Genomic DNA, 19809 nt, shown 5'->3' with positions numbered 1-19809 from the left:
CCTACCTCAGAAATAGGCGCACCAGGCGCTGCTTGCAGTTGGTATAAGGATGGTAGCGGAAGGGCAGATCGATCCAGTTCGCTTTTTTTACGATGCTCTTGCGATGGGAAAAGGTTTGAAAGCTGTCATAGCCGTGATAGCTTCCCATCCCGCTTTGACCGACACCGCCAAAGCCCATCGCACTCGTTGCCAGATGAATGATGGTATCGTTGACACAGCCTCCCCCATAGCTCAGAGTAGACAATACCTTGTGCTGATTCCTCTTCTGCTCGCTGAACAGATATAATGCCAGCGGTTTTTCCTGATCCAGCAGTGTCTGTACCACCGCATCCAGATCTGTAAAGGTCAGAACCGGAAGCAGCGGGCCGAAGATTTCCTCCTGCATGATGGCATTATCCCATGTGATATCCTCAAATACCGTAGGTTCGATTTGGCAGGTATCCGCTCGTACAGCACCACCCATACAAATCGTCCCCTCTTTCATCAGCGCACAAAGGCGGTCAAAATGCTTTTGATTTATGATTTTCGGATAGGCTGCACAATCCAGAGCACTTCCCTGAAAAAAAGTGTGCAGACTATCCTGCAGATAGGCAAGGAATTCATGTTTCACCGATGCCTCCACGTACACATAATCCGGAGCAACACAGGTCTGTCCCGCATTCAGGAACTTTCCAAACGCAATACGGCGGGCAGCCAGCTTCAAATTAGCACTCTTATCTACAATGCAGGGACTTTTGCCGCCAAGCTCCAGCGTGACCGGAGTCAGATAGCGGCTGGCCTTTGCCATGACCAAACGTCCAACCTCTACTCCACCGGTAAAAAAGATATAATCAAAGCGCTGCTCCAGAAGCTCTGTATTTTCACGGCGCCCCCCTTCAACCACAGCCACATACTCGCTGGAAAAGCAGCGGCGGATCAGCTTTGCGATGATAGCCGAGGTTGCGCTAGCATAGGCGCTCGGCTTGATGATGACCGTATTCCCTGCCGCTATCGCACCAATCGCCGGCTCCAGTGAAAGCTGAAACGGATAATTCCATGGTGCCATAACAAGAACCACCCCATATGGCTCACACTGCGTCCAGCTTTTTGCTGAAAACTGTGCAAGTGGTGTGTGTACACGCTTTGGCTTTGCCCACTGCTCCATGTGGCGAAGCTGATTGGTCAGCTCACTCAGCACCAGTCCGGTTTCGCTCATATACGCTTCCATATCCGATTTATTGAGGTCTGCGCGCAGAGCCGCATGAATTTCTTCTTCCATGTCGCGAATTGCGGAACGCAGCTTTTTTAATGCATTTCGGCGTATTTCCAAATCCTTTGTTGCCTGCGTGCGAAAATATGCACGCTGTTTCGTTACCAATCCTTTGATTTCCATACCATCACCTGTTTCCTTTGTTTCTGAAATTATAGCAGAATTCCGCCTGCTTGTGTACCTTGGGCTGAAAAACCTCCACTGCTTTTCATAACCAGATTTCCATGCAAATCAAAACATAATCGCGATGCATATCGCCTCCTGTTTCCTTTTACAGCCTTTTATAGCGGTCCCCTGCATGGATATCGCTTTATCTGCTTACCTGCAAATTACAATACGAACCATTTCCCCGACAAATTCAGGCTTCACAAATGCCATATATAAATGAGGGAACGGTATACAGACTGTGAAGGAAAGGATGAATGCTGTACGAGCATCTGAAAAAAAGTAGAAATATTTAAAAATTGTGGATTTTTTAGGAATTTCATACATTTTTTACGTATAGAAGTATGTAAGTGATGAACTTACAGAAGGAGGTTTTCGTCATGGTAAAAACGAAAGCAAATAATGTATTGAATTACTGTAATGATTTATTTTTTAAGTACACACTTTCCCGTGAGGATACGGAATCCGTGTATGCACGTAACACCATCATACAACGTGTTACCGGAATCAGGGTCAAGGAAAGCAGGGTGTTGAATCCAAATCTCGATCCAGGCGTTATCGGCAAGAAGAGAATTATTCTCGATGTTCATGTGAAGGATGAGGCAGGTCGTTTCTATAATCTCGAGATGCAGACCACGTACGCAGGAATTGCGGAAATGATGCGTTTTGAATTTTACGGAGCACGTGCTTTAAACAATCAGCTGAAAAGCAGTGAGAAATACAGGGATTTGAAGCCGGTATATCAGATAATTTTTATTGAAAAATACGCTTGGAATAATAAAAATCTGATCAATCACTATCAAATGCGCAATGAACAGGGGGAAGCGGAGAGTGAATATCCGCTGATCAGAAGAACCTTCGTTCATCTACCGGTCATCAATGACATCGCAAAGAAAAAGGAAATCCAGCAAATGGATGACTTCGAGCAGCTCTGCTTTTTATTTAAAAATAACGCAAAAAATGATATACTGAAATCAAAGGAAAGGCTGGTGAAAGTATTCATGGACAAGTACGAGGAAATGCAGAAGGATGAGGAGCTGTGGTCAACGGCAATGGCCATTCAGATGGGAGAAGCACGTTATCGCTATGGTCTGGAGGACAGCTTTGAAGAGGGGATGAAGGAGGGAATCATAAAAGGGAAAGCAGAGGGAGAACGATTATTTTTAAACCGCATGATGGAAAGCAAGTATCATGAAGACTGCTCAGCATGGTTGTGTACCTTGTCAACAGCACAGATGGAACAGATTTTCAATCTGATTTTAACCTGTGATACGCTGGGGGAAGTAAAAACGCAGCTGGTAACCCCCGAATAATACATAAGATTCATCGAACCGTTTTCGAATACCGTTAAAACGGTTCTATTATTTTTCTATAAATGGAAGAAACAGAAAACAGCCTCTCAGACATGAAAGGATGCTTTGTCTTTCATGATTAGTGATGAATACACATGCAGTATCCTATCCGGGTACCATATTAAAATTCTTTCTCTCTGTGAGTATTTACAATATAAGCGATGCTTACCGCAGACGTCCCTAGCAGGAGTACAATGCTTACAATCCTGCTGTTGAAAAGATTGTCTGCCACGTGCCCTTTTCTCTTTTTCTTTCCCTCATTGCCGATCGCTGTAAATCACTCGAAAAGCTATGCTGCGCTTATAGATTATGAAGGTAACGAAAAATTTCACAAATTTACATTTCCTACTTACAAATAGAAATAAATACAGTATAATGGAGTCGAGGTGAAACGTTATGAGAGGAATTTACAATTCAGTAACTGATATAAGAAGAAATGTTTTTACAGAAATCGCCCGCCTAGCCTACGAAGGTGGAGATTATGCAAGCAGTATTGAAAAGCTGCCATTCAAAATCATTCCGGGAGAGCGTGCTACTTACCGTGATTCCATCTTTTTGGAGCGTGCTATCGTAGGTGAGCGGCTGCGTCTTGGTATCGGTCTACCAGTAAGAAAAATGGATGAGCATTCATCCTTAAGTGATGGCATTGAAGAGAGTGCCATTGCCGAGAAATACTACGATGATCCACTGGTAAATGTCATCAAGTTTGCCTGCAATGCATGTCCGGAAAAGACGGTTGTCGTAACGGATACGTGTCAGGGCTGTCTGGCACACCCGTGCAAGGAGGTATGTCCTAAGGATGCTATCTCCATGGTAAACGGAAAATCCTACATCGATCAGGAAAAATGCATCAAATGCGGACGCTGTATGGATGTGTGTCCTTATGGCGCCATCAATAAGCTGGAGCGTCCATGCGCAAGAAGCTGCGGGATGGATGCCATTACCTCAGATGAGCTGGGGCGTGCGGAAATCGATTATGACAAGTGTGTTTCCTGCGGTATGTGCCTGGTAAATTGTCCATTCGGTGCCATTGTCGATAAGGGACAGATATTCCAAACCATTCATGCGATGAAATCCGGTAAAGAGGTGATCGCCGCGATTGCCCCTGCCTTCGTCGGTCAGTTCGGACCTACCGTCACACCGGAAAAGGTGAAGGGTGCATTGAAAGAGCTTGGCTTTGCGGATGTCGTTGAAGTTGCAATCGGCGCAGACCTCTGTACAGTGGAGGAAGCTGAGGATTTCCTGAGCAAGGTACCGGCAGAGCAGCCGTTTATGGCAACCTCCTGCTGTCCAGCATGGTCTGTCATGGCAAAGAAGCTGTTCCCAGATTTTAAGCCGTATATCTCCATGGCATTGACTCCTATGGTACTGACCGGACGTCTGATCAAAAAACAGAAGCCGGACGCAAAGGTTGTCTTCATCGGGCCATGCGCCGCAAAGAAGCTGGAAGCCAGCCGGAAAAGCGTAAGAAGTGATGTGGATTTTGTCTTAACCTTTGAAGAGGTAATGGGAATGTTTGAAGCAAAGGGTATCAACCTGCCGCAGGTCGAAGCAGATGCTCCATTTGAGGAAGGCACTGCCAATGGTCGTGGTTTCGCTGTCAGCGGCGGCGTTGCCAATGCGGTAAAACAGTGTATACAGAAAGAGCATCCGGAACAGGAGGTTCTGATTGATTCCGCAGAGGGCCTGAAAAACTGCCGTACCATGCTGATGATGGCAAAGGCAGGAAAACGAAACGGCTATCTGTTGGAGGGGATGGCATGTCCGGGGGGCTGTGTAGCCGGTGCCGGAACATTGCAGCCGGTAATCAAATCCAGTGCTCTGGTCAAGAAATATACAAGCGATGCAGAAAAGAAGCTCGCATTTGAAAGTGAATATCTGGATAATCTAGATTTACTGACAAAAGAATAAACATAATAGAAAAAAGGAAGCGGCATTCGATATACAAGGCTTCAAATACAGGATGTCGGTTATAGAAAAAGGAAGTCCAAGTGTGATCAATATACACGGACTTCCTTTATATATCCATAATTTCAGGATACGTCGGAAAGGGGGAACTACCTGCAAGCTTACTTCATATCATCGCAACTGCAAGGAATCTTAAATCGTTCCTTAATGCATACGATGAAGCCTGCATTACGGCATTTTCAGCGTATCACCACGATAGCCTACACATATCTTTGCCAGCATGTCCTTAAAACATCCAGTTTACTTCCATTTTTATACTCCGCCTGCTGCTTCCTTAATATCTGGTGTGATTTCCACATACACATCATCGTAAATATCCTGCAGGGAACTGCTGAGCTGCTTCTGTATGGCCGCAAGCTGTGCCACATTGATCATATTCGTGTCGTTGCGGATATAAATTTCCACCCAGAGCTTTCGCCCTGTCTGTATGATATTGTAAAAGGTTGGTTCATAGGAATAGCGTTCAAATTCATGATCTGCAAGCTTACGGATTCGCTGTGTGACCGCCTCCTCGGGCGCAAACAGAATCAGACTGCGAAACGCATCCTTCATCATACGCCATGGCTGTGGCAGCATGATCATCGCTATAACAATAGCAATGATCTGATCCACATAGGGGGACAGCCATGCAAACGGGGTATCACTCAAAAAACTGGCGCATAAAAATGCTGCGGCTACCCCGATACTGCTGCAAACATCAATTTTCCAGCCGAGCAGCTCTGCTTGTATCAAAGGAGAATCCACCCGGCGATTCATGATCAGCAAAGCGATGAGTATGACTGCGGACAGTCCTGCCAGAAACAGCTCAAACCAGCCGATCAGTCCCTGATTTACATGATTTCCGCCATTGACAATCATCTGTATATTACCAACGATCAAGCCAATGGTTACAGCTGCCAGAAAGCCGCCCTTCCCTAAAAGAAAGAAGGACTCCAGCTGAGCGTAGCCGTATGGCTTGCGCTCCGAGTACGGGCGATACAGCAGCGGCACAAGGAAGACCATCAATGCAAGGACCACTGCCTCCGCACCGTCATAGATACTATCCATCAGCACTGCCTGTGAATTTGTATAGATTGCCATCATAACCTCGATCACGGAAAAGAGAATTCCCGCAGCGACCGTTAGATGCAGAAGACGCTGTTCATGATTCATTTTTTCTTTATTCATTGTTTCTTCAGCCTCACTTTTCTATAAAGAAATACCATTCTCTACAGAAATGGGCCCGGCTGTATGTATTGTTTGGATGTACGCTTTTTTCTTTTGTCCGAGTGGACAAGCATAGTTTCACAATCCTTTCTTAATCCCATTGTATCGCTTTTCGTGTCGATTGACAAGGTGCGGATTTCCCATCCATGCACGAAATCATTGTAATTTGCTACTATTATGCTTATACTAAACAGGAAAGTGAGGTCAGATATTATGGAAAACTATGGATACTTCAAGGTAGCGTGTATTACGCCTGCTGTTCAGATTGCGGATGTAAAGGCCAATCGAAAGACAATGCAGAAACTGCTGCACTCCCTGCCCCCCGATGTACGCCTTGCCGTGTTTCCCGAATTGTCGCTGTGCGCTTATACCTGTCAGGATCTGCTGTATCAAAATCTTCTGCTGGATGAATGTCTGGCAGCTTTGAAAACGCTACGGGATGAGAATGATAGTGAGGCCATACTTGCGGTGGGTCTTCCCATTCAACAGGGAAATCATTTGTTTAACTGTGCGGCATTTTTATATAAGCATGACATTCTCGGTATTGTCCCGAAAACCTATGTTCCCAATTACAATGAATTTTATGAGAAGCGCTGGTTTGCGGACAGTCAACAGCGCATGGGAGATACCATCCTTCTATTTGGAAAGCCTGTCCCCTTCACTGCGAATCTTCTGATCCGCGATGAAACAAGTGAAGCCGTGATTGCGGCTGATCTATGCGAGGACCTCTGGGTTCCCATTCCCCCATCTACCAGACACGCTGCGCATGGAGCCAATGTAATCGTCAATTTATCTGCCAGTAATGAAACAATCGGAAAAAGCGAATACCGCAAGGCACTGATAACCACACACAGCGCAAAAAACATGTGCGGCTATGTCTACACCTCAGCAGGCATCAGTGAAAGCACGAGTGATCTGGTATTCAGCGGACATGACATCATCGCAGATAACGGTACCATTATTTCGGAATCAAGGATTCTTGAAGAGGAGCACATTCTCTATGGGGAAATCGATCTGGAGAAATGCCGCAGTGAACGCCTGAAGTTTCAAACTGCCTTACAGGTAGCGGATAGCTGTACCTATACAGAGGTTGTTGTACGAACGGCCCCGATTACACAGCCACTGCAGCTGACACGCAATATCTCCCCGTATCCGTTTGTGCCAAGAGAGGAAGCACAGCGCAGCAAACGTTGTATGCAGATTTTACAAATGCAGGCAGCCGGCCTTGCACAGCGATTGAAAAAAATCAACTGTACCCAGCTGATCATCGGGATATCCGGAGGTCTGGATTCCACACTGGCTCTGCTTGTTGCCCATATGGCATTTGAAACGCTCAGCCTGCCCAGTCAGGGCATTCTTGGGGTTACCATGCCGGGATTTGGTACTACGAAGCGAACACGCGGCAATTCTCATAAGCTGATGGCTGCCCTGCATACCAGTGTAAAGGAAATTTTTATACACGATGCGTGCGAACAGCATTTCAAGGATATCGGACATGATTTTAGGCAGCACGATATCACCTATGAGAACACGCAGGCAAGAGAAAGGACACAGATTCTGATGGATTTGGCCAATGCATACAACGGCATTGTTCTGGGAACCGGGGATTTGAGTGAGCTTGCACTGGGATGGTGTACCTATAACGGGGACCATATGTCCATGTATGGTGTCAACGCCTCCATTCCCAAAACACTGGTTCGCTATCTTGTAAAAACATATGCGCAGGATATGCGGGAAAAAGGAAGATTGGACATAGCGGATGTGCTGGATGATATCTGTGCAACACCGGTATCACCGGAGCTTCTACCGCCCACAGAGAATGATGAAATCGCACAGATTACAGAGGATGCCATCGGCTCCTATGCATATCACGACTTCTTTCTCTATCATATGCTGAGAAATCATTATGCGCCTGCCAAGATATACAAGCTTGCACAGCTCGCCTTTCCACAGGAGGAACGAAAGAAGATTCTTGCTACCATGCGGATATTTTACCACCGCTTCTTCACGCAGCAATTCAAGCGAAACGCAATGCCGGATGGTGTTAAGGTAGGCTCCATCTGTCTTTCCCCGCGCGGTGACTGGAGAATGCCAAGCGATGCCTGTGCTGCTGCATGGATCAGGCAGGTGGATGCCCTGCAATAGATCGCAGCTGTCAGACACTTATCCTTAGCGAACCAGTGGAGGTAAGCTTGGTAAACCGCCCCGTAACATAAAAGGTTCAACCCCATCCAGTAACCGGATAGCCTTGAACCTTTTTTTCTTATGAACGACATTATGCTCCTGCATTTTGTTTGCGGATATATGCTTCAAAATCCTCCACACACAGCGGCTTTGAATAATAATAGCCCTGGATTTCATCACAGCCGTGCTCCTTCAGGAACACAACCTCATCCGCCTCCTCGATTCCCTCCGCTACACTGTGAATAGCAAGCGTCTTTGCAAGGCTCAAAACACCGCCGACAATGTCTCTGGCACGCTGTGTATTGCCGTGATTTGTCTGAAAGAACACCTGATCCAGCTTGATGGTATCAATTGGAATATCCTTCAGCATATTCAACGAGGAATAGCCGCTGCCAAAATCATCCATGGAAATGCGGAAGCCATAGGAACGCAGCTCCTGAATGATGGCAAACAGCTCCATACTGCGGTCAAAGATTACACTTTCCGTTATTTCGATTTCCAGCTGCTCTGCTGAAACGCCGTTGCGCTCAACGATATCCAGAACACGGCGGGCAAAGCCGGGGCGGAAAATATACATTCTGGAAACATTGATGGAAATACGCAAGGAGGGATACGTTCGCTCCCATTTCTTTAAGAGCTGACAGACTGCATCCATCATATACATATCCAGCTGCTCCAGAAATCCGTTTTTTTCAAACAGCGGTATAAAGGCCTTTGGCGGTATCATGCCGAATACCGGAGAATCCCAGCGCACCAGTGCCTCTGCACTGTGGACAATATCGTCGCTCAGCGTGACCTTCGGCTGCAGATAGACCTTAAATTCCCTGTTTTTCAACGCCTGCTCCATCTGACCCTCCAGCCGCTTCTGATACAGCATCGTGTCGTACATCTTTTCACTGAAGAAGGTACAGCGCTGCTTCTTTTCTGCCTTGCCCAGCAGCTTTGCATGCATACAGCGATCATGACACGGAGAAAATTCACGATCCGTATTCTGCAGCAGATAGACACCGGCATAAAAATCAGCCTTAAACTGCTCGCGCTGCTTGCGCATCTCCTCCTGAACAGCCTCCATCAGTGTATCATAACGTATGGCGATACTATCCGCAGCCCGCATTTTCCACAAGACGATAAAACGGTCTGCGGAAATACGCGCACAGCGTTCATCCGCACTGCAGTTTTCCTCGCACAGCCGCATCGTGGTAATCAGCAGCTGATCGCCGCCCTGATAGCCGTACAATTCATTCAGCAGCTTGAAGTCGCTGACATCAAATTCAATCAGAGCATAGCTGTCTGCCTGTCCCCTGTCCAGCAACATCTGAACATCCATGCGAAACTTATTGTAATTGTAATGGGATGTCAGCTCATCATAGAATACCACCTTATCAATCTTTTTCTCATTGCGCACCCGGGACATATACAGATAGCATATGATGCCGCTGAGAACCAGCGCTACCAAAAACCAGGTGGCTGCCGCTATGAGAATGACATTATTGATCTGGCTGGTCACCACACTTACCGGAACGACAGAAAACACATACCAGTTGTTATAGCCCAGCGGTTCATAGGCAAGATAGCGGTCTTCTCCATTCATCGACTTGAATTTCACAATACCGCTTTCCTGCTTTTTCAGTTTTTCCATATCGAATTCATCATAGAAGCTCAGCTGGTTGAGATTGTGCACCGCCTTGCTGGCGGTTTCGCTGTTGGAATTGAGGACGATATTTCCATCCTCATCCCCGATGGCACTGAAGCCCTTGCCGTCATAGATTTCCATCAGCAGCTTATCTGCCAAGTCCTTTGTCCGGCTTGCCGCAAACAAAACATTGCGAATGCTGCCATCCTCGGTGCGAACCGGAGTGGCAAATACATTGAGATCATACCCGCCGATTTTATCATGCAGAGTATTGGAAAAGGAAGACCTTCCCTTCAGAGCTTGCTTAAAATATTCCCGATCCCCTACATAAAACTGCATTCCATCCGTTGTCAGGCAGTTCCCTTTTTCATCGGTAATGCCATACCGCATGAATTCACTATTTCCACTGGCACTCATCAGGGCATGAAGCAGCTGTTCCGTATCCGTGGTATGCTCATTCTGCAGCATATAGGAGATATTCTCCAGTGTTGACATATGATCATGAATCCGTATTTCAACAGCAGTCGTAGTAGAAGCGGAAATTTCCTGAACGTTATGCTTCAGATCCTTGATCAGACTGCCTCGTATGCGGTCAATATAAAAACCTGCGATGCAGGCAAAAAATAGAAGACTGACTGCCGCAAGTACAATCGCCTGTTTGATAGATCCATGCTTTTTCATATTCCAGCTGCCTCCCTTCTTCTACTAAGTTTATGTATATTATACTTTTATGAAAAGGATAAATTCCCTTTTTTTGTTACATCCTTATTATAAAGTCATTTTCCGGCATATACAACTGAATTTTATGAAAGGAAATCTCATTTTTATCAAAACTGGTAAATCTTGAATTTTACAGACAGAACCGCATGAAGAAAAGGTAACTTATTCCTTTTTGAATCTTCTTCGTTAACAGGGTCTGTAAAGCAAAAGAAGAAGGAATATCGTTTCTAACATTCATAGAAACGATATTCCTTCCTGTATTGTTATACTTATATCCTAATCTGTAAGAATTTCTGTTTGAACGGCTGTTATTTCCATACCCAGACTTATACAAGCTCTCTTCAGGACAGGTCCGTGTTGTTATCTACAGGCTGCGCTATATAAAGGATTGACTATCTGTATATATTTAATACGATACTTTTTTCTCTCATAAATTTACGGATGCATACCACCTCCCTGCGGTATACCTGCATTACCATAAGTTGTCACTGCTTCAATAAGTGTCATTGATGTCAGCTTCATACCGCCCTTTGCATTTGTAATGATACCATTTTTTACGGAAGAAGCACTGCCGCCGACATAGATATCATAGGTACTCCCTGTATTCAATGTACCTGTACTGATGACTACATTCTGCCATGCTTTTACAGAAGACACGCCCAGTATGGTTTTGCCGGCTTCATCCTGTACATAAAGGATCGTTTCAGCATTCTGTGTACTGTCTGTACGAATCATAAGAGAGGGCTGCTTACTGGAAGCAGATGGTGCCATCGCCATATCGCTGCTTCCCACTGCAACCAGCGTTCCCCCATTCATCGCAAAACTGCCATCATAATCCAGTGCTCCATTGCCGCCGTTTTCAGGACCCATGACAATCAAGGTACCATCATTCATCACGATATCCTGATTGCTGTCCACACCATCTCCATCAGCGTCAACATAAATTGTTCCTCCATCTATAGTAAGCAATGGATTTCCCAGATTACCGGCTGCATTGATACCATCATCACTCGCTTTCACCTGAATCTTTCCTCCCTTGATTTGGATGGTATTTGCCTCCAGTCCCTCATAGGACTGTTTTATCTGTACTTAGCCTTTACGGATCGTCAAAGTAACATCCGCATGCATACCGTCATCATCACTTGACAGGGTATAGGTGCCGTCTTTGATATCCATACTTCCATTGGTATGCAGGGCATCATCATGTGAGCTGATGGTATAGCTTCCCTTATACAGCACCATATTCTTAGCTGCCTTAATTCCCTTCTGGCTCTTTTCCGCGGTTTCATCATGATCGTCAAATTCTCCCCATGGCTGCGGGGAGGAGCTGGCGCTAATCTTATTTACACTTCCCCCGCCGCTGGTAACCGTAAAGACCCCATCGTAAATCGTGAGATCGCCGGCACTCTGTAAACCATCCTGCTGTGCTTCAATAGCAAAGGTTCCCTGATCAATGCTCAGATTCCCCTGTTCCTTCTCATTGGTTGTCACAATGCCGTCCCCCTGTGCCTTTACCATGTAGCTGCCTTTGTAAATAAGCAGAGCATCCTTGGCCTTGATTCCATCGTTTTCTGCCGTGATATTCAGATTTGTATTCACCAGCTTCAGCGTATCCTTACACTGGATTCCGTTTTTATAAGAAGCCGTGATGTCCAATGTACCGCTGCCGTTGATCGTTAAATCATCCTTGGAAAACAATGCCGCACTCGGCTCTTCCTTCTCATCCACCGTATAGATGGCTGTATCCTTCAGGGAGCTGCTGGTACCCTTTGGCAATGTAATAATCACCTTATTCGCATGCTTCACATATACCGGTGCACTGTTTTTGCTCTCGATATGAGCATTATTCAATACAATACGAACAACGGCATCCTTGGCATCCACAATAACAGAACCGTTCTTCAGGGTACCGCTCAGCTGATACGTACCGGCCTTCGTTATCTTCACATCACCGCTTTGCGCATCCAGTGAAATTTTTTGTGCGTCGCAGATTTCCGTAATGTAATCCGCTGCCTCCAGTGACAGCGTGCTGCTTTGTTTCACCACAGAAGCATTTGTAGCTTCTGCGGATGAGGTATCTGCTGTATCCTGATCACTCTGACAGCCTGCCAGTATCAGTGCAACAGCCAGAAAAGCAGACATCCATGCGGCTTTTTTATAATTCATTCTGCATCGCCTGCCTTTTCGCTACGATTACATTCAGATTGCCATTGCGGCAACGAATGTCATCCACCATATTCTTTTCCTGTTTCACTTCTCTCAATTCTGCATGATAGGTCAGCTCCAGCATGGCGCCAAGCTGAATTGTTTTGACGCGGACAAGCTCTGCACTTTTACAATAGCACTGCAGGATATCGTCAAACACCTCCGTATAATCCAAATCCTCGGGAATCACGATTTTCAGTTCCTTATACAGCTGCAGATTCTTCGGCTGCAAAAGTGTAAACAGCAACCATGCACTGACGCTGACAACAATCGTCATAAATGCCGCAAAGCTGACATAGCCCATGCCGATTGCCAGTCCGATCGCCATGGAGAAAAAGATAAACAGTATCTCCTTACTGCTGCCAGGAAGCGAGCGAAACCGAACAAGACTGAAAGCCCCAACAACGGCAATTCCAGTTCCCAGATTACCATTGACCATCATGATGACGAACTGCACAAGAGAGGGCAGCAATGCCAGTGTGACAGTAAAGCTGTGGGAACAATACCCAAGCCTTCGATAAAACCATGCAATGCCCAGTCCCAGGACAAGTGCACTTATGCAGCAAAACACACCATCCAGGATTGTCAGACCCTGTTCCAGATTTAAGATGCTAGTAAACATAACAGTTCTCCTTTTTCTTTTTTATAAAATACCTGTCCCACCTTGGAAAAAGATGTGGGATACAGCCGCATATCCGAAAGCACGCTGCTCAGCCATAGCGGATAACTTCTTCCAGCCTTGATTTCCAGCAGGATCATATCTCTGTGAAACAACTCTTCATTGCTGTCGTGGTCGCTTAAGGATAGATGGTCAAACCTGCTGCGGATATGGCTGTCCATTGTGATGCGCAGCTGCTGTTCCTGTTTTCCGACATAGGATACACGATCATATGCCAGAAAGATTCTCGGCTGCACCTGATAATGGTACAGCGTATAGGATAGTTCCTTTTCAATCTGGCTGGCACACAGATTGGGATTGTTCAGGAACCTGCGGCATTCACCATAGCTCAGCTGCATTCTGCGTTTGCAGACCGTCTGTGCATATTTGCGTTTGATTTCCAGATATATCGTATCCTCTTCACAGCATACCGGTTTATAACTGCGAATGCGCAGCTTTTCTTTGAAGGGCGGCTTTTCAATGGAACGGTGGATGAGATCAAACTGTTCCGTATCCAGATAAAGATTGTATATGGTGCTTGTCGGATAAATGTCCTCTGTGATATATGGACGAATGCTATTCACAAATATTCGACACTGATCTGCTTCCAGCAGATACTTTTTTTCAATTCTCTGTATGACCTGTGTCATAAGTATCACCTCAGCGATAGTTTACCGGATTTGAAAGGATTTCCAATGATGGTAGCTTGAAAAATGTGTGAAGTTTTTAGATGCTTTTTTCAAAGAACCTGTTACAATGATAGCAAAGAATAAAAGGAGAAGATTATGGACGTATTTCAACAGACAACAAAAATTCTGCAGTATGCAGCAGTGCAGGAATTTCTGCAGGAATTTTCTTTCCGTGAGAATGATTACATTTTAGCAAGCCGCAGTATTTACGAAGCCTTCTTTACGGATGCCATCGGGAAGGCCTCAATTGCCTTTCACAGTGATTACGGCAGAGGAGAACCGGATGATCGCATGTTGGATGCCATGCTGAAGGATATGCGAAAAATACAGCCCGATCGCATCATCGCTATCGGCGGCGGCAGTGTGATTGACTGTGCCAAGCTGTTTGTTTTTGAGGGGAATGCCAGTGCAGAGGAGATGTTTCTACAAACCTGTGAGCTGGTAAAGACAAGAGAGCTGATTGCCATACCGACAACCTGCGGCTCGGGCTCGGAGGTCAGCCGGATTTCCATCTGTGAGCTGACATCACTGCATACCAAGCTGGGACTGGCCATCGACGAACTGTTTCCTGATCAGGCCATTCTGATTCCGGAGCTGCTTTCCAAATTGCCGTTTTTCTACTTTGTGACAAGCGGTATCGACGCTTTGATCCATGCAAGTGAATCCTTTGTATCTCCCAAAGCCAATGCCTATACCCGCATGTTCAGCAAAGAAGCGATTCGCCTTCTGCTTCATGGATTTCAGGTGATTGCAAGGAAGGGGGAAGCGGCACGCATGCAGCTGCTAGAGGATTTCATGCAGGCCAGCAACTTCGCCGGCATCGCATTTGGCAATACCGGTACAGGAGCTGTGCATGCCCTCAGCTATCCGTTATCCGGAATCTACCATGTTACACACGGGGAAGCCAATTATCAGTTTTTTACAGCCGTATTCCAGACATATGAAAAGCTGGATCCAAGCTGTGTAGCTGCTATAAAAGAACTGTTTTCAAACGCTCTCTCCTGCCCCATCGAGGACGCCTTTCCCTGTATAGAAGCATTGTTTTCCTCGCTTCTTGCACGAAAGCCGCTGCACGAATACGGGATGCAGGAAAGCGAAATCGAGGCCTTTACAGACAGTGTGATCAAAACCCAGCAGCGTCTGCTTACCAACAGTGCAATACCGCTGGAAAGACAAGATATTTTATCGATATATCAGACCTTATATGAACAGCGCTTGCCGAAGCGTGCAGATGCGGCAGGCTAAGTGGTGTATGGAAATCTCGATAAATCCACAGAAAGGAGATGCATATCATGGCTAGCATTATCACCATTTCAAGAGAATTTGGAAGTGGGGGAAGAACCATTGGAAAAGAGGTCGCAAGACGCCTGCAAATTCCCTGCTATGATCGAAAGCTGATTGAAACGGCAGCCCAAGAGAGCGGGCTGGCGCAGGACTACATCGCACAGGAGGGAGAATATGCCCCTGGCAAGCGCTTGTTTTCCTATGCCTTTCTCGGACGCGATGCAAAAGGAGAAAGCATCAGTGATTATGTGTGGAAAATTCAGCGACAGATTATTCTGGAGCTGGCACAGCAGGGCCCCTGTGTTCTTGTCGGACGCTGTGCTGATTATATATTGAAAGATTATGCGGATGCGCTGCATGTCTTTCTGCATGCCGACACAGACTTCAAGGCGCAAAGAGTTATCGAGAAATATGGCGAAACTGATATCGACATTGAAAAACGCCTGCATGACAAGGATCACAGACGTGCTTTGAATTACCGTTATTATACCGAGCAGATTTGGGGAGCTGCCGAGCATTATGACCTGTCGCTCAGCACATCACATATCGGACTGGATACCTGTGTGGATCTTCTGGTGAGACTTGCGAAAAAGTAAGTCCTGTCTGCAAAAAGCCGAACTACAAAAACTGATTCCTATAACGGGCACGGCAAGCCGCGTATTAGGAATCAGTTTTTTGCTATTTGTTTATGTAGCTAAGCAGACGGTTTCAAAAGATGCCATGCTGCCCTTATATGTGGATCCGGCGCATTCATTGTTCCTGTGTGGCTTCCACCTTCATATTTTTCATGGTGATCACATCCACAAGCAGGGTGATTCCTCCGATTGCTAAGTATCCTGCGAGCACCGTTTGCAGCACCACAAGGGATACGAGTGGAAGAATCAAAAAGGCGGCAGCGGCAAGGATATTCAAAACACCGCCGGCAATTACCCAGCCGTAATCAAGAATACCGAAAAAATGCAGCTTATTGGCAAAGGTGATTTTATTGATACCGAAAATCAGCAGTACAAATCCAAACATATAGGCAAAGACAGATACCGTGATTCCCTCAGGCGAAAACATCAGCAGCATACCGATTACCGTATTCAGCACGGCATTGATCAGTGTTCCTGCATCCCGCAGTAAAATGGGCATGTAGTAGTAATCCACCAGCTGATACATTCCCAGTGCAATTATCACAAGTGCTGCGGCTATCTTCAAAGCCTTTTGCATCGGTGAAGGAGCTTGCATACACAAAACCGCACAAACCAGCATGCACACACCTACGGCGGCGCCCAACAGCCTTACCGATTTCAGCTTGCGGTTCCAGTTTTCACTGAACACGCGTACAAAATCTCTGGACTGCTTCAGCATTTACAAGCATCCCGATTCCCGGCATCCCCCCGCAAGACATGTCTGCACACACGCAGACGCTCAAGCATTGGCATATCCTTCGGTATTGTGATAACGGTTTTTTCCTTTTCCTGCTGTATATCGGAAAGCCTTTCCTTCAGCTGATGCAGCGGCAGAGAATTCAGACGCTTCTCCATTTTCTTCATATTGCGATAATCCTTCACAAAGGAGGCTCCGGCATACAGAGCAGCACCTCCGGCAACTGTACAGAAACATTTCCATCCCTTTTTCATTTGGCATTCCTCCTATCTTTACTTCATTTTAACGCTGACCTTTATCCACTTCCATATACAGAATCCCGTATCTGTCAAAAGTACGGCATGTTTCCCGATACGACAGCAATTACAGACATACAACAAGATTTTTTTGCTGGAACCGATAAGAATGGCAGCGGTTACAAAAGGTGCACGATGCAGGAAGCGGTTTTTCTACCGTTAAGGTGTTTATGAAAAAGAGGATTCCATTTCTATAGATGAACGCGATCATTTTCATTCTCTATTTCAGGTTATAGTCATAAGCGAGTAAGAGGCCATGAAGATATCCAAGCCTCCTGTATTTTACAAAATAATAGCCAAGCAAATTCTCACAGCATAATTATTGACATATGCAAATAATAGGCGTATGATAACAGGGAAGGAGCTGATCATATGCCACGACCCTGCAAGAAGAAATGCGTATCCTCCATACCGGCCTATACTGCTTTCATCCGTACAGACGAGCCTATTCCCGCAAGCCATATCCAGATGAGTGTAGAGGAATATGAAACGATTCGTCTGATTGATTATCTCGGATGGAATCAACAGGAATGTGCCAGACAGATGCAAACCAGCAGAGGCAGCGTACAATCCCTGTATAATGAGGCAAGACGCAAGCTTTCCCGCTTTCTCATGGAAGGCAGTGCCATGGTGATATCCGGTGGCAATTATCAGCTGGACCTTGAACAGCAACCAACAGGAGATGATAGTATGAAAATAGCAGTTACGTATGATAACGGACAGGTGTTCCAGCATTTTGGACACACACAGATGTTTAAGCTTTATGAGGTTACAAATCAAAAAATCACGGCAACCACACTGCTGGATACCAATGGAAACGGACACAGTGCGCTGGTTACCCTGCTGAAAGCAAATCAGGTGGATACGCTGATCTGCGGCGGTATCGGAGGCGGTGCGAAGAATGCTCTTGCGGAAGCCGGTATACAGCTGTATGGCGGTGCCTGCGGAGATGCAGATGCACAGGTTACCTCTTTTCTGAACGGCAACCTGCAATACAATCCGAATATTCAGTGCTCTCACCACGGTGAGGGACATACCTGTGGAAGCCATGAGGGACACGGCCATTCCTGCGGTTCTTCCCATTTATAGACCTTACCATAGAAAAATTAGATAAAAAAGACTGTGCTTCGCAACATGATTGAATATCTGTGAAATTGATAATCGATCAAATGCGGGCACAGTTTTTTTCTGTTCAACTGCATAGCGACTTATTTATGCAACGATCATCGTCCCTATGGCGCATCCTGAAACACAATCCAAAATCGCTGTCCTTATTAAGCATATTTACAGTTCGCTGTACGCTTCCCCTGCACAAGCCTTTGAGGTTGCAAATGACTTACACTGCCGCTTTCTTATCCGATATACTTACGAGCCATACACCAAAACCACAGGCTGCCATCCGGATTGTAGGTATATGCGATATACGGGCAATCCAATTCGTCCTTCTCTGTTTCTGAAACGATTACAACATAAATTCCGGAATCCCGCTGACATAAATCCATGATCTGATAATCATCCTGAAAAAACTTTCCATCCCTATCATAAACTGCAAAATATCCCGGTACACTGAACGCCTCATAGCGTATTTGATTTACATCATACTGCGCCACGGCCTCCTTCAGCACGTCCACTTCCTCCTGAGGAATTGTTTCTTTTACGGAAAATGCATAAACCTTGTATGTAAAAGAGCCATGCTCTGCCTCCCTTAACAATACACTGTCGGCGATTCCCTTCTGTAAGGCATTGTTCCATGTTTCCAGGGCTTCTTTCCGTTTTCCGGATTTAAACATCCCCGGATATACCTTTTTGTAAAAATCTGCTGTTGCCAGTTGTTGTTCCAGTTCCTGCTTCGTTACCATTTGAATTTTCCTCCTTGACGTACACAGTCCTTATGTTTTGGAAATGCAAACACCCATTTCCCACTTCTCTGTTCTGTTTCAAATTAAGCTGCATCTGCTATACGGATTCTGTAAAAAATCACACGGAAACCTTTCATTTGGTACAAACAGTTCAATCCCTGCACCAGAAAGCTCCGTAATATCAGTAGGATGATGCAAGTTTATGAGTATCGTTCAGATTCTCCTTCCTCATCCTCCTTTACCAGCGCTTCATGTTTTTATGAAACTTTTCACGATAGGCCTGTTTTAATTCCTCTGCGCTGATATCATAGCATAACAGGATATCGTTGTAATACATGAGCACATCCGCTAATTCTTCAACCAGCTCCTTTCTTATATGGCGCTCTTCAACAGCCCTTTGTCCTCCGTTTTTTTTCACGATATCAATAACCTCACCGATTTCGCCAAGCATCCACAGCAGCTTGTTTTTCCCTGTATCCGGACAGATCGGTTCCCATTGATCCCGGTATGTATCCTGCAAGGCCTTCTGCATTTCCTGCATTTCCTGTATTCCAAAATCCTCCATACATCATCCTCCTGTTATTTTATTCCCTTATAAACGCTGCTTTTTATAATTACTACCTCTATTTTATCATAATATAGCTACATTTCAGCACCAAATATGTAACGTAAACGCAAATATTTAGATAAGCGGAGAAATTTATGACAGCGTAAGCTTTTTCACTGCCGAATGTGCACATCGATATCAACAATGCAGCCACCTCGGCAGTACCCTCATGCTTTCTACAGTGTATTATCATGCAGCGATTTTGCGTAAAAAAACGTCTTTTTAGAAAAGACGCTGCAGACTGTTGACAAAGTGACTGTCGACAGTCTTTTTAAAATCTGATAGAATATCTGTGGCAGAAACGTACTTCATAAACCCAAAAATAGTCGACGTTTCTGCCATTTATTATGCCAAAAATGATAT

The 19809-nt window shown here is 45.6% G+C and carries 17 protein-coding genes; 6 read left to right on the top strand and 11 right to left on the bottom strand.

Annotation, left to right across the window (positions count from 1 at the left end; all coding sequences use genetic code 11):
* Position 1 precedes the first annotated feature (1 nt).
* Positions 2 to 1372 (bottom strand): aldehyde dehydrogenase, encoded by a 1371-nt coding sequence (locus NE665_RS11325; protein WP_117443819.1) that lies wholly within the window; start codon positions 1370 to 1372, stop codon positions 2 to 4.
* 422 nt (positions 1373 to 1794) lie between these two features.
* Between NE665_RS11325 and NE665_RS11320 the strand changes: the two genes are divergently transcribed.
* Together NE665_RS11320 and NE665_RS11315 are read left to right on the top strand one after the other, a co-directional pair.
* Positions 1795 to 2727 carry an Rpn family recombination-promoting nuclease/putative transposase gene (locus tag NE665_RS11320; protein ID WP_256302543.1) on the top strand — a complete coding sequence of 311 codons (933 nt, stop codon included), beginning with the start codon at positions 1795 to 1797 and terminating at the stop codon, positions 2725 to 2727.
* A gap of 435 nt (positions 2728 to 3162) precedes the next feature.
* Positions 3163 to 4677 carry a 4Fe-4S dicluster domain-containing protein gene (locus NE665_RS11315; protein ID WP_117442697.1) on the top strand — a complete coding sequence of 505 codons (1515 nt, stop codon included), beginning with the start codon at positions 3163 to 3165 and terminating at the stop codon, positions 4675 to 4677.
* 309 nt (positions 4678 to 4986) lie between these two features.
* Here NE665_RS11315 and NE665_RS11310 read toward each other — a convergent pair whose 3' ends face one another.
* The gene (locus tag NE665_RS11310; protein WP_117442698.1) at positions 4987 to 5901 is read right to left on the bottom strand and encodes a cation diffusion facilitator family transporter; all 915 of its coding nucleotides are present in this window, start codon (positions 5899 to 5901) and stop codon (positions 4987 to 4989) included.
* Positions 5902 to 6153: 252 nt separating this feature from the next.
* On the opposite strand from NE665_RS11310, the gene NE665_RS11305 reads away from it, so the two are divergent.
* Positions 6154 to 8085 (top strand): NAD(+) synthase, encoded by a 1932-nt coding sequence (locus NE665_RS11305; protein WP_117442699.1) that lies wholly within the window; start codon positions 6154 to 6156, stop codon positions 8083 to 8085.
* A 130-nt stretch (positions 8086 to 8215) separates the two neighbouring features.
* Here the strand turns inward: NE665_RS11305 and NE665_RS11300 are convergent, their stop codons facing one another.
* The 5 genes from NE665_RS11300 to NE665_RS11280 all read right to left on the bottom strand — a co-directional run bounded on the left by NE665_RS11300 (position 8216) and on the right by NE665_RS11280 (position 13990).
* Complete coding sequence (locus NE665_RS11300) at positions 8216 to 10438, bottom strand: GGDEF domain-containing protein (protein WP_118654563.1); 2223 nt, start codon at positions 10436 to 10438, stop codon at positions 8216 to 8218.
* A 474-nt stretch (positions 10439 to 10912) separates the two neighbouring features.
* Complete coding sequence (locus NE665_RS11295) at positions 10913 to 11497, bottom strand: carbohydrate-binding domain-containing protein (protein WP_233104809.1); 585 nt, start codon at positions 11495 to 11497, stop codon at positions 10913 to 10915.
* A 69-nt stretch (positions 11498 to 11566) separates the two neighbouring features.
* Complete coding sequence (locus tag NE665_RS11290) at positions 11567 to 12643, bottom strand: carbohydrate-binding domain-containing protein (RefSeq protein ID WP_233104810.1); 1077 nt, start codon at positions 12641 to 12643, stop codon at positions 11567 to 11569.
* Positions 12633 to 13304, bottom strand: a complete 672-nt coding sequence (locus NE665_RS11285; RefSeq protein ID WP_117442702.1) for a DUF4956 domain-containing protein — start codon at positions 13302 to 13304, stop codon at positions 12633 to 12635. The genes NE665_RS11290 and NE665_RS11285 overlap by 11 nt, the downstream gene beginning before the upstream one ends.
* Complete coding sequence (locus NE665_RS11280; RefSeq protein WP_117442703.1) at positions 13286 to 13990, bottom strand: polyphosphate polymerase domain-containing protein; 705 nt, start codon at positions 13988 to 13990, stop codon at positions 13286 to 13288. The genes NE665_RS11285 and NE665_RS11280 overlap by 19 nt, the downstream gene beginning before the upstream one ends.
* Before the next feature lie 135 nt (positions 13991 to 14125).
* On the opposite strand from NE665_RS11280, the gene NE665_RS11275 reads away from it, so the two are divergent.
* Together NE665_RS11275 and NE665_RS11270 are read left to right on the top strand one after the other, a co-directional pair.
* A complete protein-coding gene (locus tag NE665_RS11275) occupies positions 14126 to 15274 on the top strand; it encodes a 4-hydroxybutyrate dehydrogenase (RefSeq protein ID WP_117442704.1) in 1149 nt (382 codons plus the stop codon).
* Positions 15275 to 15321: 47 nt separating this feature from the next.
* On the top strand, positions 15322 to 15909 hold the full coding sequence (locus tag NE665_RS11270; protein WP_178759925.1) for a cytidylate kinase-like family protein: 588 nt from the start codon (positions 15322 to 15324) through the stop codon (positions 15907 to 15909).
* A gap of 154 nt (positions 15910 to 16063) precedes the next feature.
* On the opposite strand, the gene NE665_RS11265 is transcribed toward NE665_RS11270, so the two are convergent.
* Complete coding sequence (locus NE665_RS11265) at positions 16064 to 16666, bottom strand: DUF308 domain-containing protein (protein WP_117442705.1); 603 nt, start codon at positions 16664 to 16666, stop codon at positions 16064 to 16066.
* Entirely contained in the window at positions 16660 to 16938 is a 279-nt protein-coding gene (locus tag NE665_RS11260; RefSeq protein ID WP_117442706.1) for a hypothetical protein, read from the bottom strand. Before NE665_RS11260 ends, NE665_RS11265 begins: the two co-directional genes overlap by 7 nt.
* A gap of 414 nt (positions 16939 to 17352) precedes the next feature.
* Between NE665_RS11260 and NE665_RS11255 the strand changes: the two genes are divergently transcribed.
* On the top strand, positions 17353 to 18069 hold the full coding sequence (locus tag NE665_RS11255; protein ID WP_117442707.1) for a NifB/NifX family molybdenum-iron cluster-binding protein: 717 nt from the start codon (positions 17353 to 17355) through the stop codon (positions 18067 to 18069).
* A gap of 263 nt (positions 18070 to 18332) precedes the next feature.
* Here NE665_RS11255 and NE665_RS11250 read toward each other — a convergent pair whose 3' ends face one another.
* Together NE665_RS11250 and NE665_RS11245 are read right to left on the bottom strand one after the other, a co-directional pair.
* On the bottom strand, positions 18333 to 18839 hold the full coding sequence (locus NE665_RS11250; RefSeq protein ID WP_117442708.1) for a hypothetical protein: 507 nt from the start codon (positions 18837 to 18839) through the stop codon (positions 18333 to 18335).
* Positions 18840 to 19077: 238 nt separating this feature from the next.
* Positions 19078 to 19404: a MazG nucleotide pyrophosphohydrolase domain-containing protein gene (locus tag NE665_RS11245; protein WP_117442709.1), complete on the bottom strand. Its 327-nt coding sequence runs from the start codon at positions 19402 to 19404 to the stop codon at positions 19078 to 19080.
* Between the last annotated feature and the right edge of the window lie 405 nt (positions 19405 to 19809).

This window comes from Clostridium sp. DFI.1.208, from assembly GCF_024463855.1.
In the GTDB taxonomy this organism is placed as follows: Bacteria; Bacillota_I; Bacilli_A; order Erysipelotrichales; family Erysipelotrichaceae; genus Clostridium_AQ.
The sequence above is the reverse complement of the archived record's forward strand: the minus strand, read 5'-3'. Positions and strand labels throughout refer to the sequence as shown.

What these genes read in the sequence shown, in the direction of transcription:
- NE665_RS11255 (WP_117442707.1), top strand. Translation starts at nt 17,353, where the DNA reads ATGCCACGACCCTGCAAGAAGAAATGCGTATCCTCCATACCGGCCTAT.
- NE665_RS11300 (WP_118654563.1), bottom strand. Translation starts at nt 10,438, where the DNA reads ATGAAAAAGCATGGATCTATCAAACAGGCGATTGTACTTGCGGCAGTC.
- NE665_RS11320 (WP_256302543.1), top strand. Translation starts at nt 1,795, where the DNA reads ATGGTAAAAACGAAAGCAAATAATGTATTGAATTACTGTAATGATTTA.
- NE665_RS11310 (WP_117442698.1), bottom strand. Translation starts at nt 5,901, where the DNA reads ATGAATAAAGAAAAAATGAATCATGAACAGCGTCTTCTGCATCTAACG.
- NE665_RS11245 (WP_117442709.1), bottom strand. Translation starts at nt 19,404, where the DNA reads ATGGAGGATTTTGGAATACAGGAAATGCAGGAAATGCAGAAGGCCTTG.
- NE665_RS11260 (WP_117442706.1), bottom strand. Translation starts at nt 16,938, where the DNA reads ATGAAAAAGGGATGGAAATGTTTCTGTACAGTTGCCGGAGGTGCTGCT.
- NE665_RS11290 (WP_233104810.1), bottom strand. Translation starts at nt 12,643, where the DNA reads ATGAATTATAAAAAAGCCGCATGGATGTCTGCTTTTCTGGCTGTTGCA.
- NE665_RS11285 (WP_117442702.1), bottom strand. Translation starts at nt 13,304, where the DNA reads ATGTTTACTAGCATCTTAAATCTGGAACAGGGTCTGACAATCCTGGAT.
- NE665_RS11280 (WP_117442703.1), bottom strand. Translation starts at nt 13,990, where the DNA reads ATGACACAGGTCATACAGAGAATTGAAAAAAAGTATCTGCTGGAAGCA.
- NE665_RS11315 (WP_117442697.1), top strand. Translation starts at nt 3,163, where the DNA reads ATGAGAGGAATTTACAATTCAGTAACTGATATAAGAAGAAATGTTTTT.
- NE665_RS11250 (WP_117442708.1), bottom strand. Translation starts at nt 18,839, where the DNA reads ATGGTAACGAAGCAGGAACTGGAACAACAACTGGCAACAGCAGATTTT.
- NE665_RS11275 (WP_117442704.1), top strand. Translation starts at nt 14,126, where the DNA reads ATGGACGTATTTCAACAGACAACAAAAATTCTGCAGTATGCAGCAGTG.
- NE665_RS11270 (WP_178759925.1), top strand. Translation starts at nt 15,322, where the DNA reads ATGGCTAGCATTATCACCATTTCAAGAGAATTTGGAAGTGGGGGAAGA.
- NE665_RS11265 (WP_117442705.1), bottom strand. Translation starts at nt 16,666, where the DNA reads ATGCTGAAGCAGTCCAGAGATTTTGTACGCGTGTTCAGTGAAAACTGG.
- NE665_RS11325 (WP_117443819.1), bottom strand. Translation starts at nt 1,372, where the DNA reads ATGGAAATCAAAGGATTGGTAACGAAACAGCGTGCATATTTTCGCACG.
- NE665_RS11305 (WP_117442699.1), top strand. Translation starts at nt 6,154, where the DNA reads ATGGAAAACTATGGATACTTCAAGGTAGCGTGTATTACGCCTGCTGTT.